Raw genomic sequence first — 17,153 nt, 5'->3', positions numbered from 1 at the left:
GTCCGAACGGCCGGCCGGCCTCTATACGGTGGACGCATGAAAGCCTCCCTCAAGCGTCGCAGTGCCCTCACTGGCGGACTCATTCTGGCCGTCTCTTCAGCGCTCCTCACCCCGGTGGGCCCAACCCATGCGGACGATGTGCGCTCAAATAGCAACAGCACGGACCAGGCTTCCCACCTCAACCTTGGCGCCGCAGACCTCCCTGAGAATCGGACCGTGACAACCCTCGCTCCGGGCGTCACGCTCACCAAAATCAGCAGGGGAGGGGCTGACTCTTCGCTCTTCTGGACAGCCGAAGTGGCGATTCCCTCTGATTCGCCGGATCCGGATGCTCCGACGTCGGCGCTCTCGGGCCAGGCCACAGCGCAGCGCACAGCCGACAAGCTCAAGGCCGCCGGCGTCGATGCCCGCGTTGAACATGTCCAGTCGCCGCAGCTTGCCGACGCCGGAGGTGATCTGGGCTTCCGGGTCCGTGCCGGCCACTTTGCCGCACAGGCCGACGGTGCCTCCGTCGTCGCGAAGATCAAGGCCGCCGGGTTTGCCTCCTCAGTGATCTATACCGGTTGGGACGGTGACTCCGAACCCAGCACAAAGACGCGCGGACCGTGGAATCTTGATGTCATCACCATCGACCCCCGGAAGTACGACGGCCAGCTAGCCGCATCATTCGGCCCGGACCTGGAGAAGCGGGAGACAACCAGCCAGCTGGCCGCGGACGCCCACGCCATCGCCGCCGTCAACGCAGGCTTCTTCGTCTTCGACCCGAAGGCCGGCGCCGAAGGTGACCCCGCCGGCGTCGGTGTGTACGGAGGCAGGATTCTCAGCGAAGCCGTGGCGGACCGTCCTGCCCTCGTCATTGACGGAACGAAGAATGCCAGCAGTATCCAGCGATTGACTTGGTCAGGGAAGATCGCCTCCCCTGCCGGAGAAGCCGCTCTGGACGGCATCGACCGGGTACCCGGGCTGATCCGAAACTGTGGCGGCGCCAACGACTTGCCCACCTCAGGCCCGCTCCAGGACGTCACCTGCACGAACTCCAGCGAGCTCGTCACGTTCACCCCGGAGTTCGGGCCGGCCACGCCTGCCGGTCCGGGTCTTGAAGTGACCGTGGACAGCAAAGACACAGTGACTTCCGTCGCCGAAACCCGTGGCGCGGCCGTGCCTGCGGGCGGACACACCATCCAGGCCACCGGAACAGACGTCGCCAGGCTCCGCGCGCTCGCTCCCTTAGGCGCGAAGCTGAAGATCGACGCCGGATTGCTCGGCCAGGATGGGAAGCCCTTGCACACCGACAAGGCCACGAGCGTCCTGAACGGCGGCCCGCTGCTCGTCAAGGACGGCAGCGTGGACGTCACCGCCCGGCATGACGGCATAGTGCACCCGAACGACGGAAACAGCTTCTACTACGGTTGGGTCCACAAGCGGAACCCCCGGACCTTCGCCGGTACCGACGCTCAGGGCAGGACCATGCTCGTCACCGCGGACGGACGCTCGACTGCCTCCCTGGGATTGAGCTTGAAGGAAGAGGCTGACGTCGCGGTGTCGCTCGGCATGGTCCAGGCCATGAACCTCGACGGCGGCGGCTCAACAACGGCCGTTGCCGAAGGAAGAGTCCAGAACAGCCCGTCGGGCGGTTCGGAACGCGCGGTTGGGGATGCGCTCCTGGTACTTCCCGCCCGTAAGGACGACCAGTAGGGCAGAGGACGTCCCAGGGGAATCAGCTAGATCCAGTCCCGTTTCTTGAACGCCAGGTACAGGAAGATTGAGCCGCCGGCCATGAGCGCGCAGGATAGCCAGAGCCCATAGTCGCTCTGGAAGCCGAAGAAGGGCACGTTCTGCCCGAAGAAGCCCGTCACGGCAGTCGGGACGGCGATGATCGCAGCCCAGCTGGTGACCTTCTTCATGACGAGGTTCATCTGGTTCCCCTGGATGCTGATGTGGGTTTCCAGGATGGTGGTGACCAGGTCGCGGAGCGATTCCGTCCATTCCGAGGCACGCAGCACATGGTCGTAGACGTCCTGCAGGAAGGGCTGCATCGCAGGGCTGCAGCCGACCAGGTCTTCGCGCCGGAGCAGGGTGTTGAGGACTTCACGCATGGGCAGGACGACGCGGCGGAGCCGGACGAGGTTCTTGCGGAGTTCGAACGTCTTCCGCTGTAGGTCATGGTCGGGGGAGTGGTCGTCGAAAAGCGACTCTTCGAGGGCGTCGATGTAGCCATCGAGTTCCTGGACGGCGTCGAAATGCCCGTCGACGATCATGTCCAACAGGCCCCAGAAGAGGAAGGGCACCCCGTGTTGGGCGAGGTCGGTTTCCGAGTCCCAGTGCGCCGTCAGCTCGTCGGTGTCGAACTCCGGCCCGTGTACAGTCACCAGGGCGTTATGGGTCACGAATGCCGAGACCTCGACGACGGTCAGCTCGCCGGTGCCAGGCTTTAGAGCCGCTTGGTAAGCCGAGAGGAACAGGTGGTTCGGGTACCGGTCCAGTTTGGGCCGCTGGAAGTCGTGGACGGCGTCCTCGACGGCGAGGCGGTGAAGCCCATACACGGTTTCGACGCCGAGCAGGTCATCCGCCGTCGGGTCCGTGTAGTCGATCCACAGGACCACATCGTCCTGGCGGGCCAGGGCTTCGATCTCGTGGGCCCGGACATCGTCGCGTTCGAGTTTGCCTTCGCGGTATAGCCGTATGAACACCATCCGCCCCATGGTACGGGACCCGTATCCGTGCTCCCTGAGTGTCAAGGCTTCCCGGCCGGGACGTGCCTTTGCCGCAGTTCCGTCCCTACAATTTAAGTGCGGCCTCGCGGTGTCCCGCCGCGGGCCGCCGACAAAGGAGAGCCATCATGGGTTGGGGTGAGAGGATCCATCACGCTGCCGGTAAATTCCACGGCAAGGCCACGGAAGCGGCCGGCGAAGCCACCGGCAATGACCGGCTGAAGGCTGAGGGCAAGTCCCGTCAGGTCAGGGCCGATCTGAAGCTGGCAGGTGAAAAGATCAAAGGCGCCTTCAGGAAGCACTAGTCCACCGACGCCGACAGCAGGGCGCGGGCCATACGGCCCGCGCCCGCGTCATGTCCTGGTACTTTGTTCCAGCATCTGGACTCGGTCTGTGCGGCCAGCCATGATGAAGGGAGGCGCGGAGGGCTGGATCGTCAACCCCAGTTTGCGAGTGGCACCCGCAGTGGAGGCGCGGTGACATGACACGCGAATCGGTGCCGGCGGAGCAGACGAAGGCAGCATCTTCGCTTGAGCCCAGTGAAGCTTTCCTGGCCGAATACTTTGCCCAGGTGCCCCCGGAGGATCTGAGGAGCTATAGTCCCGAGACGCTCCGTGCGCGGGCCGGGCACCACCTGAAACTGGCGTCGTCGCGCGCGCCCGGGCAAGCCGCCGTCGGGATCTTGACCGAATTGGATGCCAGCATCGTCGCAGTCGTGACGGACGACATCCCGTATCTGGTCCACTCCGTCACGGCGGAGCTCACCCGCGACGACACGTCCATCAATCTGCTGGTTCATCCCAGCTTTAGGGTGCTTCGTGACCCGGTGTCCCACGAGCTACTGGAAGTCCGCCTTGGAACGTCCATGGAGGGCGAAACCCCTCCGGAGGCCGGGGAAACCGAGGTCTGGATTGCCGCGGAGATCGGCAGGCTGCCCGATGCGGCTGCCGTGAGGCGACTGACGGACAACCTGCAGAGGGTGCTGGATGATGTCCGGGTTGCCATCCGCGACGGATCCGCCATCCGTGGCAAGCTCGCCGAAGCCGTCGCCTCGGTGGACGGGTTCCCGCGCGATGTGGCGCCGCCACCGAAACAGCTCAGGGAATTGCTCCTCTGGCTCGACGACGGAAACTTCCTTTTTCTCGGTTACACCGAAGGCAAACTCACGACGGCGGGTGGCCAGGACCTGCTCGTCGAACGGCAAGGCGCCGCGCTGGGTCTGCTGAGGCGGCCAGAGGGGGACGCCGCCGGAGGCGTCGGGCCAGGCGTGCCGGGTATCCACGACTCCCAAGCACTCGCCCTTTCCACCTCGGAGGTCAGGTCCACAGTCCTGAGGCACTCGTACCTGGACGAAGTTCGCGTGAAAATGTTCGATCGGGCCGGCCGCACCACCGGCGAACGACGCTTCTTGGGCTTGTTCACGGCCGGTGCCGCTCACCAGTCGGTCCGCCGGATTCCGGTTCTCAGGGAGAAGGTCCAGGCAGTCAGCGAAAGGCTGGGGTTTACGCCCCGATCGCAACAGGCCAGGGAATTGATGGCCGTCCTGGAGACCTTTCCGAGGGACGAACTGTTCCACATCGAAGCGGATGACCTCGCGCGCCTGGCGGGCGAAATTCTTCGTGCCGAGGTGCTGCAGCGGATCCGCGTGTTCCTTCGTCAGGACAGCTTTGGACGGTTCGTGTCCGCGCTCGTCTTCTTCCCGCGCCGCCGCTACAGCACGGCGGTCCGGCTATTGATGGAAGATGAACTCAAGCGGGCGTTCGGGGCGGACTCTGTAGACTTCGAGGTCCGTCTGACCGAGTCACCCATGGCCCGGGTGTTCTTCCGGATCCATGTAGGTGCCGCGCCCGACGCTCCGGCGTCCAGCACCACCGTCGTCGACCCTTCCCAACTGGAGCGGCGCCTGATCGCCGCTACCCGCTCATGGTCGGACGGACTCGACGACGCGATCCGCGACCGCTTCCCGGCGGCGGAGGCCGCACGGCTCGCCGGGCTCTGGTCTGACGCGTTTCCTCCCGCTTATCGTGCCGTCTACGAGGCGGAGGCCGCGGTCGGGGACATCATCAATTTCGAGGCGTTCGACCTCGACAGCGCGGGCGGCAGGCCGTTCGGGGATCCCCTGCTCACGGTATACATCAGGACGGGTGCGCCGAGCACCCTCGTGGAGGACGCCCGGATCCGCCTTTACCTGACAAGGCCCAGGAGCCTGACGCAGATCCTGCCCTTCCTGCATAACCTCGGGCTCGAAGTGCTGGACCAGCGGCCTTTCGAGCTTCGGCGGGGCGGCCAGGAGCTGTTTCTTTACGACCTCGGCGTGAAGTTTCCTGGCAGCGTTGACCCCGAGGGAACCAGCGGACTGCTCGCGGATGCCTTCACGGCCGCCATGCGGGGGGACATCGAATCCGACCGGATCGATGCACTCGTCATCCGGGAACGGCTTGCGTGGCGGCAGGCCGCAATCCTGAGAAGTTACGCGAAATACCTCCAGCAGCTGGGGACCACCAACTCGTACGGATTCATCGCGGACACGCTGATCAGCAACGTCCGGGCAACACGCGCGCTCCTTGCCCTGTTCCAAGCGAAGTTCGATCCAACGCTGAACGGGCCTGACCGTATGCGGAACACCGCGGGCGCGAAAAAGGAGTTGCTCGCCGCGATCGACGACATCCCTGTCCTCGACGCTGACCGTCTGCTGCGCACGTTCATGAACCTCGTCGAAGCCACAACGCGGACCAACTACTTCCAAGGCAAGGCCCACTTGAGCTTCAAACTCAATCCCGCCGCGATTGCAGGTGCCCCGTTTCCGCGGCCGAAGTACGAGATCTGGGTGTACTCGCCGCGGGTGGAAGGCGTCCATCTGCGCTTCGGAACCCTGGCGCGCGGGGGTTTGCGCTGGTCTGACCGAAGCGAGGATTTCCGGACCGAGGTCCTGGGACTGGTCAAGGCACAAAACGTGAAGAACTCCGTCATCGTGCCCACAGGAGCAAAAGGAGGCTTCTATCCAAAGCGATTGCCGGACCCTGCCATGGACCGCGAGGCCTGGCTCGCCGAAGGCCTGGAATGCTACAAGATCTTCATCAAAGGCATGCTGGACCTCACCGACAACCTGCTCACCACGGCGGACGGGGAAACGGTGGTGCCCCCGGCCAGCGTGGCGCGCCACGACGGCGATGACTACTACTTGGTGGTTGCAGCTGACAAGGGCACAGCGTCATTTTCAGACGCGGCCAATTCCGTGGCCCGGGACTACGGCTTCTGGCTCGGCGACGCCTTCGCTTCCGGGGGATCCGTGGGATATGACCACAAGCAGATGGGCATCACGGCCCGCGGCGCGTGGGAATCCGCGAAACACCATTTCAGCGAGCTCGGCATGGATTCACAAGGCGAAGACTTCACCGTGGCCGGCATCGGAGACATGAGCGGCGACGTCTTCGGAAACGCAATGCTCCTCTCCCCGCACATCCGACTGGTGGCGGCATTCGACCACCGGGACATCTTCCTTGACCCGAGCCCCGACGCGGCAACGTCCTTCGAGGAACGCAAGCGCCTCTTCGGTCTTCCCCGTTCGTCCTGGGCCGACTACGATCCTTCACTGATCAGCAAAGGCGGGGGTGTCCACTCCCGCCGGGCCAAAGCCATCGGGATCACGGAACAGGTCCGGACCGCCCTCGGCCTGGATCCAGGGACGGCCTCGCTGCCACCCCACGCCCTGATGCAGGCCATTCTTAGGGCGCCCATGGACCTGCTCTACAACGGTGGCATCGGAACATACGTCAAAGCCTCCACCGAAGGCCAAACGCAGGTGGGGGACAAAGCCAACGACGCCATCAGGGTCAATGGCAACGAACTCAGGGCCCGGATCGTGGCCGAGGGCGGGAACCTGGGCGTCACGCAGCGCGGCCGAATAGAGGCGGCACTCGCCGGTGTCCTTCTCAACACCGATGCGATAGACAATTCGGCCGGCGTGGACTGTTCGGACCACGAGGTCAACATCAAGATCTTCGTTGACCGGATGATTGCGGCAGGGAAAATGGGGCCCGAGGAACGAGCGGGCTTCCTGCATTCCCTGACCGACGAAGTAAGCCGCCTGGTCCTGGCAAACAACATGGACCAGAACGTCCTCCTTTTCAATGACCGGCACCTGGCGCTGGAGTTGGGTCCCGGCTTTGAGCGGATCATGGACTGGCTGGAGAACGCAGCGGACCTGGACCGCGGCCTGGAGGCCCTGCCGAGCACGGAACAACTCCAGGACAGGCTGCGGGCAGGCACTGGGCTGACCTCTCCGGAGCTGTCGGTGCTCGCCGCCTACGCGAAGATCGAGCTGGCGAGGGAGCTCACCGCAAGCGACCTCGCCGACGATCCCTGGTTCAAGCGGGTCCTCCGTGGCTATTTTCCCCGCCAGTTCTCCGAGCGCTTTGATGCCGAACTGGACTCCCACCCGTTACGTCGGCAGATCATCTGCACGGTGGTGGCCAACGACATGATCAACCTTGGAGGGATCACGTTCGCCTTCCGCGCCATCGAGGAGACCACGGCCACCGCGGCGGCAGTGGCCAGGGCTTTCGTGGTTGTCCGCGAGGGTTATGAGCTGCAGCGCTTCGTGGACAGGATCGCCAGCCTGCCTCCCGGGTTTCCCAGCGAACACGCCGCCGCGGTGGCCCTTCCACTGCGCAGGCTCCTTGACCGTGCAACCCGCTGGTACGTGACGCATGACCATCGGGACCAACCCGTCGCGGAAGCCCTAAGGAGGATCGGGCCGACCGTGGATCTGCTGCGGACCCGGACCACGGAATTCCTGCGCGGCTCGGACCTTGACCGCGCCGAGCAACGGTTGGCGCATTGGAACGACGTCGGGATGCCGGGTGACCTGGGGCGGCGCGCCTCCGATTTGCTGGAGAGCTTTTCCCTCCTGGACATCTCGCTGGTGGCGGAGCAGGTGGATGAACCCCTCACCACCATCGCCGACATGTACCACACGGTCATTCATTGGATCGGCGTGGGAACGCTGTTGCTGCGCATCACTGACCTGCCGCGGCAAAGCCGGTGGGAAGCCCTGGCTCGGGCAGCCCTCCGCGACGACGCCTATTCCGCCGTCGTCGACATCACGATTTCCGTCATGCGGACGACCCGGGCGAGCGGGGCCTCCGGAGCCTCTGCCGTGGACCGCATCGTGGAGTGGGAGAGCGGGCGCCAGGAACAACTCGGGAGGATCAAGGACACCTTCATGGAGGTCACCAAGCCCGGGCAGGTGGACCTCGCGTCGATCTCCGTGGCCCTGAAACTCCTGCGAACGCTGGCGAAGCGCTAGCCGTTTTGAACCTTGAACCCTGGGGATCGTCGCACAAGACGCTTTTTGGGCTACGGGATGCGAATCCTCTAAGGTTGGTGCCCGATGGCAGCTTTTAATAGAACGTCCGATCAGCCTGGATCCGCGTCGCCGCGTGGGCCTGTCTTCGTCGACGCCTCAGGCCGACGCCTGCGGAGGCTCAAGCTTATTGGGCTCGGAGCCCTTGTGCTCGCAGGAGGCTATGTCATCCTCCTGCTGGTTGCGTTCATAGGAGGGCCCAACGTTGCGGCGCCGTTCCTACCTTTGCCGGCCGCAGTGAAGCCCTTGGCGCCACCGGCCGCTCCGGCAGCCCGTGGTCTTCCGTCATCCCCATCGACTCCGCCTTCCAACGCGGATGGGCTCCCGACCGGCGAGGGCCGATTGCCTGCGCCTTCGACGCCGGCCGCTTTCGGTGTTCCGGTGACTTCTCCTTCGCCCGCTGCTGTGGCACAACCGATCAACGGTGCGGCCGCGCAGCACGCTGCCTCGTTTGCGCCGGTTGCGTCCTCTGAGCCGAGCACGTCGCCGACGGGTCCGGGCAAGAGCGGGTCAGCTCCGGGCCAGGCCACGCGGCCGTCCACGCCGACGCACCCGTGAGTGCGCGCCGCCTGAGCAAGCGCACTGCTCCGGTCAGTGTCAGGGCGCACTGGTTCATCCTTCTGGCCGTCCTGTTGGCACTGGGTGTCGCACTCGTCGTGCAGGGGTACATGCATCACCTCGCCGGGATCGCCGATGACTCGGTGCCCGGGGGTGGCTCCGCGAGTACCGTCCCGGACGCGGTCTCGCACGGTGGGCCGGTGGTTGATTCCCGCGGCGGCTCCGTTCGTACCGTCGGTCCGCCGGACCGCACGCTCGCGCTGACGTTCGACGACGGTCCGGACCCGGTCTGGACTCCCCGGATCCTTGACGTCCTCCGCAAGCACCATGTCCATGCCACGTTTTTCGTGGTCGGTTCAGCTGCCATCGACAATCCCGACCTCGTGCGCCGCATCCTTGCGGACGGCAACGAGATCGGGGTGCACACGTTGACACATGCGGACCTTGGGAGCGCCCCGGCTTGGCGCCAGCAGCTTGAGGTCCAGGGTGACCAGCAAGTGATTGCCGGCATCACGGGCCGTGCCTCGACGCTCCTGCGTCCGCCGTACAGCTCCGAGAACGACGCCGTCCGGGACGGCACGTGGGCGGCGATGCGCACCGCTGCGGACCGGGGTTATCTCACTGTGCTCACCACCCAGGACAGTGAGGACTGGCAGCGGCCCGGAGTCGCCGCCATCGAGAAGAACCTCACCCCTTCAGGCCCGCAGGGCCAGATGCTCCTCATGCACGACGGCGGCGGAGACAGGGAGCAGACGGTCACGGCGCTCGACTCCGTCCTCACCAAGGTCGCGGATCAAGGCTTCCGGGTCACGACGGCGGGCGACGCCGTCGGGATCGCAAGCATGCGCGATGCCTCGGTGGGAGAGCAGATCAGCGGAAACGCGTTGGTGTGGGGAATTCGGCTCAGCGATTTCTTCATCGCCGCCATCTCCTGGGCGCTCGTTGCGGCCGGAGTCGTGACAGTGGTCCGGGCCGTGCTCGTGGTGGTGTGCGCAGCGCGCCACCGGAGAGCGGCGCGCCGGTCCCTTGCGACCGGCCGCAGCCGACGCCGGGTGGACGTGCCGGTCCTGCCCGAGGTCACGGAGCCGGTCAGCGTCATCGTCCCCGCGTACAACGAGGCCGCCGGCATCGAAGCCGCAGTCCGGTCTATCGCCGCATCAAGCCATCCGGTGGAGATCATTGTGGTTGACGACGGGTCGACCGATGACACCGCGGACATCGTCGAAAAGCTCGGCTTGCCGGGTGTTACGTTGATCCGGAAAGAGAACGGCGGCAAACCCTCCGCGTTGAATGCCGGGCTTGCAGCCGCCGGCCACGATCTCGTGGTGATGGTCGACGGTGATACCGTCTTCGAACCGGAAACGGTTCACGCCCTCATTCAGCCCTTCGCCGACCCTCGAGTGGGCGCAATTTCAGGGAACACCAAGGTTGCCAACCGTGGAGGGATCCTCGGAGCCTGGCAGCACATCGAATACGTCGTCGGCTTCAACCTGGACCGCAGGTTGTTCGACATCGCCGAGTGCATGCCGACCGTTCCAGGGGCTATTGGTGCCTTCCGCCGCGATGCCCTGTTCCGGGTTGGCGGAGTCAGCGACGACACGCTCGCTGAAGACACGGACCTGACCATGGCACTGTGCCGCGATGGTTGGCGGGTCGTGTACCAGGACGATGCGAGGGCCTGGACCGAAGCTCCCGCGAGCCTTGGTGCGCTTTGGAAACAGCGATACCGCTGGTGCTATGGCACGCTTCAGGCCATGTGGAAGCACCGGGGCGCGGTGGTGCAGGGCGGCCAGGCTGGAAAGCTCGGCCGGCGCGGGCTCGGCTATCTGCTCGTCCTCCAGGTGCTGCTGCCGCTGTTCGCTCCAGTAGTGGACGTCTTCGCCATCTACGGCCTGGTCTTCCTTGATCCGGTCCGGATCGCCGCGCTCTGGCTTGTCTTCCTCCTGGTGCAATTCCTCATGGCGGCCTATGCGTTCCGGCTCGACAATGAGTCGCTTCGTCCACTGTGGACCCTTCCGCTTCAGCAGTTCGTCTATCGGCAGCTCATGTATCTCGTCGTCATCCAGTCGGTAGTCACGGCCTTGGCCGGCGTGCACCTGCGGTGGCACCGAATGGAGAGGTATGGAAGCCTGCGCGTGCCGCCGGCTTCGCAGGGCCAAGCGTAGCCACGGAGAGTGCCGGCGCGGACTGTCCCTAACCCCTAGCGCGCAGCTCCCGCCGAAGGATCTTTCCTGACGCCGACTTGGGAATCACCTCGACGAACTCCACCGATCGCACGCGCTTGAACGGAGCCACCCGCCCGGCGACGAACTCCATGACCTCCCCGTCCCCGAGCTCGGCCCCCGCCTGCCGGACGACGAACGCCTTCGGCACCTCTTCGCCGTCGTCCGCGTGGGTGCCGATGACCGCGGCGTCCGCAATCCGCGGGTGGGTGAGCAGGAGCGCTTCGAGCTCGGCGGGCGCAATCTGGTAGCCCTTGTACTTGATCAGTTCCTTGAGTCGATCGACGATCGTCACGACGCCGTCAGCCGTAACGGTCGCTATGTCGCCGGTGCGGAGGAAGCCATCCGGATCGATAGTCGCCGCTGTTGCGTCGGGCCGGTTCAGGTAGCCGAGCATGACCTGCGGGCCGCGGACAAGGAGCTGCCCGGGGGGGCTCGGTCCTTCGGCCGGGATGTCGATTTCTTCGTCCGTGGCGGGGTCGAGGAGCTTGCACTCGGTGTTCGGCACGGCGGAACCCACCGAGTCGAGCGGGACGTTCTCGGCGCCGTCGCGCGGGATGGCGTGGGAGACTGGGCTCAGCTCGGTCATGCCATAGCCCTGGAGCATCGTGCATCCGAGGCGCTTCGCAACAGCGTGTCCCAGTTCGCCATCGAGGGGAGCTGCTCCTGAAAGCACGACGCGCACGGACGAGAGATCGTATTGGTCCACCAGCGGATGCTTCGCCAGTGCGACGGCGATGGGCGGAGCGATGAAGAGGTACGTGCAGCGGTGGTCCTGGGTGATGCGGAGGAACTCGGCGAGGTCGAACTTCGGCATCGTGACGAGCCGGGCCCGCTCGCCGAGGGCCAGATTGAGCAGCACTGTCAGGCCGTAGATGTGGAAGAACGGCAGGACGGCGAGCAGCACGTCGTCGGGAGTCACGCGGAAGAAGGCACTGGACTGCGCGACGTTCGCCACGAGGTTGTACTGGCTCAACAGGACGCCCTTCGGTGTGCCGCTCGTGCCCGAGGAGTAGGGCACGACGGCGGCGGCATGCGGATCGACGCTCAGCGTGGGCGCGGGAAGGCCGGCGTCGATGATGTCCGCGAGCGAGGGATGACCCGCGGCCGAGGCGAGGTCGCCGCCGTCGAGCACCACGAGGCGCTCCGCCGGAATGCCGGCGGCCTGGGCGGCGGCCGCCGCGCGTTCCAGGAAGGGCGAGACGGTGAAGAGCCAGGAGGCGCCGGCGTCGCTGAGCTGGCTGCCGACTTCATCGGCGGTATACAGCGCGTTGACCGTGGTGACGACGGCGCCCGCGCGGAGGACCCCGTGGAAGACGACCGCGAACGCGGGCACGTTGGGGCAGAAGAGGCCCACGGTGGTCCCGGGGCCGGCCCCGTGGCCCGCGAGCCAGCCTGCGGTCGCGTCGATTCGGCTGACGAGTTGCCGGTAGCTCATTTCCGCGCCGGACGAGCCGTCCACGAGTGCGATCCGGTCAAGGTCCTCGCCGCTCAGCCCACCGAACAGATACTCATAGATCGTGACTTCGGGGATCTCGACATCAGCGTACGGGCTGGTGAACATTGCGGCTCCTTCAGCGCACGACGGCGGGAATCGCCGTCGTGCCCCCATTACACCCGGCGGCGCGGGGCCGGGACAAGGGGCGCCGCGGTGGAATGGCCTGCAGCTTCCGGCTTCACGCCTCGTCTAAACCGGTGCGGGATGGTCGACCAGGGCAGGAGTATGCCAGGGTCGGGTGCGATCCCTTTGGGGGAGGGGACTGTGATGCCGCGGCGGTGCGGGAAGCGGTGGCATCGCGGTGGGACCGGCTTGCCGAGCAACGGGGACCGGAGGCGTGGGCGCTGCTCCGCGTAGTGGGACTTCGGGGCAGAGATCGGTGATCAGGCCCATTCCTGCGTATTCGCGGACGTCACTGATGCCGCTCACTGCGGCGCGCTTGTCGGGAAAGGACTTGGAGACGGCTACCACCGTTCCGTCCGGCGCCTTGAGCCTGAATCTGAAGCTCGTGTCCTCGTCGATGAAGAGTTCAAACATCCCGGTCATGCATATCCTCCTGAACAGCGGGCGGCGCGTGACGCCCGGTAGGTCTCGCCGGGACCGGGGCGCGACGTTGCGCCCCGGTCTTTCAGCCGGCAAATGGATCATCTGACTCACAGTGCGAGGTACTCGCCACACGGTGTAGTTAACCAAAATACGGTGAAGAACCCTGGCTGGCTAGTGCAATGGACGGCCCAATGGTCACCGTTGCTCGAGGATCCGGTGCGCGGCGTCCTGGGCCGCCAATGCCCTGTCGTCTACAATTTGGCCAGGCAAGTGGCCGGCGGCGGCGATGGCCCGCCGCAATTCCGCCACGGTACGCGGGGTGCCCACGCCCCGGTGCGCCATCGCGTGGCAGTTGGCACACAACGGGACGAGGTCCGCGATCGGGTCCAGCCGGTAGTCGCTGCCAAGCTGTGAAACCGGAACCACGTGATGGACGTGGATGTAGTCTTTGCCGATGTCGCCGTAGCTTACTTCGAAGGAGAAGGTGCATGCGGCACAGGACGTTCCGTGGAAAGCCAGGCAGATGCGGCGGGCTTCAGGGTCCCGCTCGTAGCGGTTCGTTTCAATGCGGCTGACGGCTCCTTCCGGGTAGGTCCCCGGAACAGTCTGGAACGGCTCGGACGCCGCTGGGCCGTGCTCCCGCCACACGCGCTGAAGAGCAGGTTCTGACGATGACGGAATAGACCGCCCCGAACCGCGGAAGCGATTCCAGGCCACGTCCGGCACCTCCCTGGAGAGGACACTCGACGGGATCTGGCCGCCGAGGGGGAGCAAGGCATCGAAGGCCACGCTCACGTACCGCGCAATACCCTTCGGCTCGGTGCTTTGTGGCACTTCGTAGCTTTCGGACATCACGACGCTGTGTCCGATCAGCCCGCGTCCGTGGGGTCCTCCGCCTTGCAGGAGAAGCCATGCTTGGTTGCCCGGCTGGATCTTCCGGTGTTGCCCGACGTTCCACCGCTCCAGGAATTGACCGGTTTCGGCGACCTGCTCGATCACAGCCTCGTAGTTCCAGTCGTTCCAAAGCCGTGGATTCCATCCCAGGATGATGGCTGCCATGGCTGCTCCTCCCTGCGTGCCGGTGAATCTATGCGAGCCGGGTCCGGACGATTTCGCTGACGGCCTTGCCGTCGAAGCGGCCGGCGACCTTTGCTGTGACGGGCTTCATCACGGCGCCCATCTGCTTGATCGTGGGTTCCTGGCCGCTTGCCTTCAATGCGGCGATTGCCTCGTCGACGATGCCCTCGACTTCGGCGAGCGTCAGCATTTCGGGCAGGTACGCCTCTATCACTTCTGCTTCGGCGATTTCCGCCGCGGCGCGCTCGGCCTCGCCGGCCTCCGTGTAAATGCGGGCAGTGTCCCTGCGCTTGGCGGCTTCCTTCTGCAGCAGGGCCGTCACCTGGGTGTCGTCCAGCTCGATGGGTGTCTTTCCGGACTTCTCGCGCGTCTCGATTTCGCCCAGGACGTTACGGACCGTCGTGAGCGCAGTTTTGTTGCGGTCCTTCATGTGGACAACGACGTCGGCGTGCAGGCGTTGCTTCAGGGTGCTCATGGTAATTCCCTCTACTTGGTGGTTGTTTTCATTCTTCACGGTCTTGACCGTCCGCGCGGAAGAGCCATGCAGGCGGCTGGACCGTTATCTAAAATTCTGCGTCCGGCGATCCCCCACGAAGGCCCTCAGCGACGTAGCATCAAGGTAGGCGGCTGCCAGGAGTGTGGCGAAATGTTTGAGAGATTTACGGACCGTGCCCGTCGCGTTGTTGTGCTTGCCCAAGAAGAGGCACGCATGCTCAACCATAACTACATTGGTACTGAACACATCCTGTTGGGACTGATCCAGGAGGGTGAGGGGGTCGCCGCCAAGGCGCTTGAGTCGATGAGCATTTCGCTCGATGGCGTCCGCGAGCAGGTGCAGGAGATCATCGGCCAGGGCCGCCAGGCCCCCTCCGGGCACATCCCCTTTACGCCGCGCGCCAAGAAGGTGCTTGAGCTCGCCCTCCGGGAAGCCTTGCAGCTCGGCCACAACTACATCGGTACAGAGCACATCCTGCTCGGCCTCATCCGCGAGGGTGAAGGTGTTGCCGCGCAGGTCCTGGTCAAGCTTGGTGCCGACCTCGGTCGGGTCCGCCAGCAGGTCATCCATTTGCTCTCCGGCTATGAGGGCAAGGACCCCAGCGGGATGGTCGCCGGACCGAGCCAGGCCGAGGTTGCTCCCGCCGGTTCGGTGGTGTTGGACCAGTTCGGCCGCAACCTTACCCAGGCAGCGCATGAGAACAAGCTTGATCCTGTGATCGGCCGCGAGCTGGAGATGGAACGCGTCATGCAGGTCCTCTCCCGCCGTACCAAGAACAACCCCGTGCTGATCGGCGAGCCGGGCGTCGGCAAGACGGCCGTCGTCGAGGGCCTTGCCCAGGCGATCGTCCGGGGCAACGTGCCCGAGAGCCTGAAGGACAAGCAGCTCTACACGCTCGATTTAGGCTCCGTGGTGGCCGGTTCCCGTTACCGCGGGGATTTCGAAGAGCGCCTGAAGAAGGTCCTGAAGGAAATCCGGACCCGCGGGGACATCATCCTCTTCATCGACGAGATCCACACGCTCGTGGGTGCCGGCGCCGCTGAGGGTGCCATCGATGCCGCGTCTATCCTCAAGCCGTTGCTGGCGCGTGGTGAACTCCAGACCATTGGTGCCACCACCTTGGATGAGTACCGCAAGCACATCGAGAAGGACGCCGCTTTGGAGCGCCGCTTCCAGCCGATCCAGGTCCAGGAACCGTCGGTGGCCGACACTGTTGAGATCCTCAAGGGCCTGCGTGACCGTTACGAGGCGCACCACCGGGTGACCATCACCGACGGCGCACTGGCGGCGGCGGCGAGCCTCTCGGAGCGGTACGTTTCGGACCGCTTCCTGCCGGACAAGGCGATCGACCTGATCGACGAAGCCGGTGCACGGCTTCGCATCCGCCGCATGACCCGTCCGCCGGAGCTGAAAGCGATGGATGCACGCATCGCCGAAGTGAAGATGGAGAAGGAATCCGCCATCGACGCCCAGGACTTCGAAGGCGCCGCGTCGCTGCGCATGAAGGAGCAGAAACTTGTCGCCGAGCGCCGGGAAAGGGAGCTCAAGTGGAAGTCCGGCGGCACGGACGGCAACGCCGAGGTGGACGAGGAGCTGATTGCCGAAGTTCTCGCGAACTCCACCGGCATCCCGGTCTTCAAACTCACCGAGGAAGAATCCAGCCGCCTGCTCAAGATGGAGGAGGAGCTGCACAAGCGCGTCATCGGGCAGAATGAAGCGATTAATTCCGTGTCGCGTGCAATCCGCCGCACGCGTGCCGGCCTGAAGGATCCCAAGCGCCCGGGTGGCTCGTTCATCTTCGCCGGGCCCACGGGTGTCGGCAAGACCGAGCTCGCCAAAGCATTGGCGGAATTCCTCTTTGCCGATGAGGATGCACTCATCACGCTGGACATGTCCGAGTACTCGGAAAAGCACACCGTGTCCCGTCTCTTCGGTGCCCCTCCGGGCTACGTCGGCTACGACGAGGGCGGGCAGCTGACCGAGAAGGTCCGGCGTCGTCCGTTCTCCGTGGTGCTGTTCGACGAAGTGGAGAAGGCCCACGCCGATCTCTTCAACTCGTTGCTGCAGATCATGGAAGACGGCCGCCTGACGGATAGCCATGGCCGCGTGGTGGACTTCAAGAACACGGTGATCATCATGACCACCAACCTGGGCACGCGGGACATCTCCAAGAGCGTCGCGACGGGCTTCCAGTCCGGCACGGACACCACCACCGGCTACAACCGGATGCGGGCACGGGTCACGGAGGAGCTCAAGCAGCAGTTCCGTCCCGAGTTCCTCAACCGCGTTGACGACGTCATCGTCTTCCCGCAGCTCACGCAGGACGAGATCATCGAGATCGTGGACCTGATGATCCGTCGCTTGGAACAGCATCTGGCGGATAAGGACATGGGCATCGAGCTTACGGACGCGGCCAAGGTCCTGTTGGCCACCCGCGGCTACAACCCCGCCATGGGTGCCCGGCCGCTGCGCCGGACCATCCAGCGCGAGATCGAGGACCAGCTTTCCGAGAAGATCCTCTTCGGCGAACTGCACCCGGGCGACATCGTGGTGGTCGACGTCGACGGCGAAGGCGACGAGGCCAAGTTCACCTTCGCGGGCAACGCCAAACCGCGCATCCCCGACGCGCTGCCGGCCGTGGGCTGACGCTGGTGAACAGACTGCGCCGTGCGGCCGCCGT

10 protein-coding genes are annotated in these 17,153 nt (G+C 65.1%); 5 read left to right on the top strand and 5 right to left on the bottom strand.

What is annotated here, in order from left to right:
- Window positions 1–36: 36 nt before the first annotated feature.
- Window positions 37–1,695, top strand: a complete 1,659-nt coding sequence (locus tag AC1DJB_RS04485; protein ID WP_476909969.1) for a phosphodiester glycosidase family protein — start codon at window positions 37–39, stop codon at window positions 1,693–1,695.
- 26 nt (window positions 1,696–1,721) lie between these two features.
- Here the strand turns inward: AC1DJB_RS04485 and AC1DJB_RS04480 are convergent, their stop codons facing one another.
- A complete protein-coding gene (locus AC1DJB_RS04480; RefSeq protein WP_284989098.1) occupies window positions 1,722–2,693 on the bottom strand; it encodes a magnesium transporter CorA family protein in 972 nt (323 codons plus the stop codon).
- Window positions 2,694–2,839: 146 nt separating this feature from the next.
- Between AC1DJB_RS04480 and AC1DJB_RS04475 the strand changes: the two genes are divergently transcribed.
- The 3 genes from AC1DJB_RS04475 (at window position 2,840) to AC1DJB_RS04465 (ending at window position 10,799) form a co-directional block, all read left to right on the top strand.
- Complete coding sequence (locus AC1DJB_RS04475; protein ID WP_059389945.1) at window positions 2,840–3,016, top strand: CsbD family protein; 177 nt, start codon at window positions 2,840–2,842, stop codon at window positions 3,014–3,016.
- Between the two features lie 176 nt (window positions 3,017–3,192).
- Complete coding sequence (locus tag AC1DJB_RS04470; protein ID WP_476909968.1) at window positions 3,193–8,019, top strand: NAD-glutamate dehydrogenase; 4,827 nt, start codon at window positions 3,193–3,195, stop codon at window positions 8,017–8,019.
- Window positions 8,020–8,630: 611 nt separating this feature from the next.
- On the top strand, window positions 8,631–10,799 hold the full coding sequence (locus AC1DJB_RS04465; RefSeq protein ID WP_476909967.1) for a bifunctional polysaccharide deacetylase/glycosyltransferase family 2 protein: 2,169 nt from the start codon (window positions 8,631–8,633) through the stop codon (window positions 10,797–10,799).
- Window positions 10,800–10,827: 28 nt separating this feature from the next.
- Here the strand turns inward: AC1DJB_RS04465 and AC1DJB_RS04460 are convergent, their stop codons facing one another.
- The 4 genes from AC1DJB_RS04460 to AC1DJB_RS04445 all read right to left on the bottom strand — a co-directional run bounded on the left by AC1DJB_RS04460 (window position 10,828) and on the right by AC1DJB_RS04445 (window position 14,452).
- A complete protein-coding gene (locus AC1DJB_RS04460) occupies window positions 10,828–12,420 on the bottom strand; it encodes an AMP-binding protein (RefSeq protein WP_476909966.1) in 1,593 nt (530 codons plus the stop codon).
- 123 nt (window positions 12,421–12,543) lie between these two features.
- Window positions 12,544–12,900, bottom strand: coding sequence for a YegP family protein (locus tag AC1DJB_RS04455; protein WP_307053403.1), 357 nt, complete (start codon window positions 12,898–12,900; stop codon window positions 12,544–12,546).
- A gap of 195 nt (window positions 12,901–13,095) precedes the next feature.
- Window positions 13,096–13,959 (bottom strand): HNH endonuclease, encoded by an 864-nt coding sequence (locus AC1DJB_RS04450; RefSeq protein WP_307053404.1) that lies wholly within the window; start codon window positions 13,957–13,959, stop codon window positions 13,096–13,098.
- 28 nt (window positions 13,960–13,987) lie between these two features.
- Window positions 13,988–14,452 carry a GatB/YqeY domain-containing protein gene (locus AC1DJB_RS04445; RefSeq protein WP_059389947.1) on the bottom strand — a complete coding sequence of 155 codons (465 nt, stop codon included), beginning with the start codon at window positions 14,450–14,452 and terminating at the stop codon, window positions 13,988–13,990.
- A gap of 171 nt (window positions 14,453–14,623) precedes the next feature.
- On the opposite strand from AC1DJB_RS04445, the gene AC1DJB_RS04440 reads away from it, so the two are divergent.
- A complete protein-coding gene (locus AC1DJB_RS04440) occupies window positions 14,624–17,119 on the top strand; it encodes an ATP-dependent Clp protease ATP-binding subunit (protein ID WP_441437471.1) in 2,496 nt (831 codons plus the stop codon).
- Window positions 17,120–17,153: the final 34 nt, after the last annotated feature.

The organism is Arthrobacter sp. 01T428 (assembly GCF_056398685.1).
This window is presented reverse-complemented; position numbering and strand designations above follow the sequence as displayed.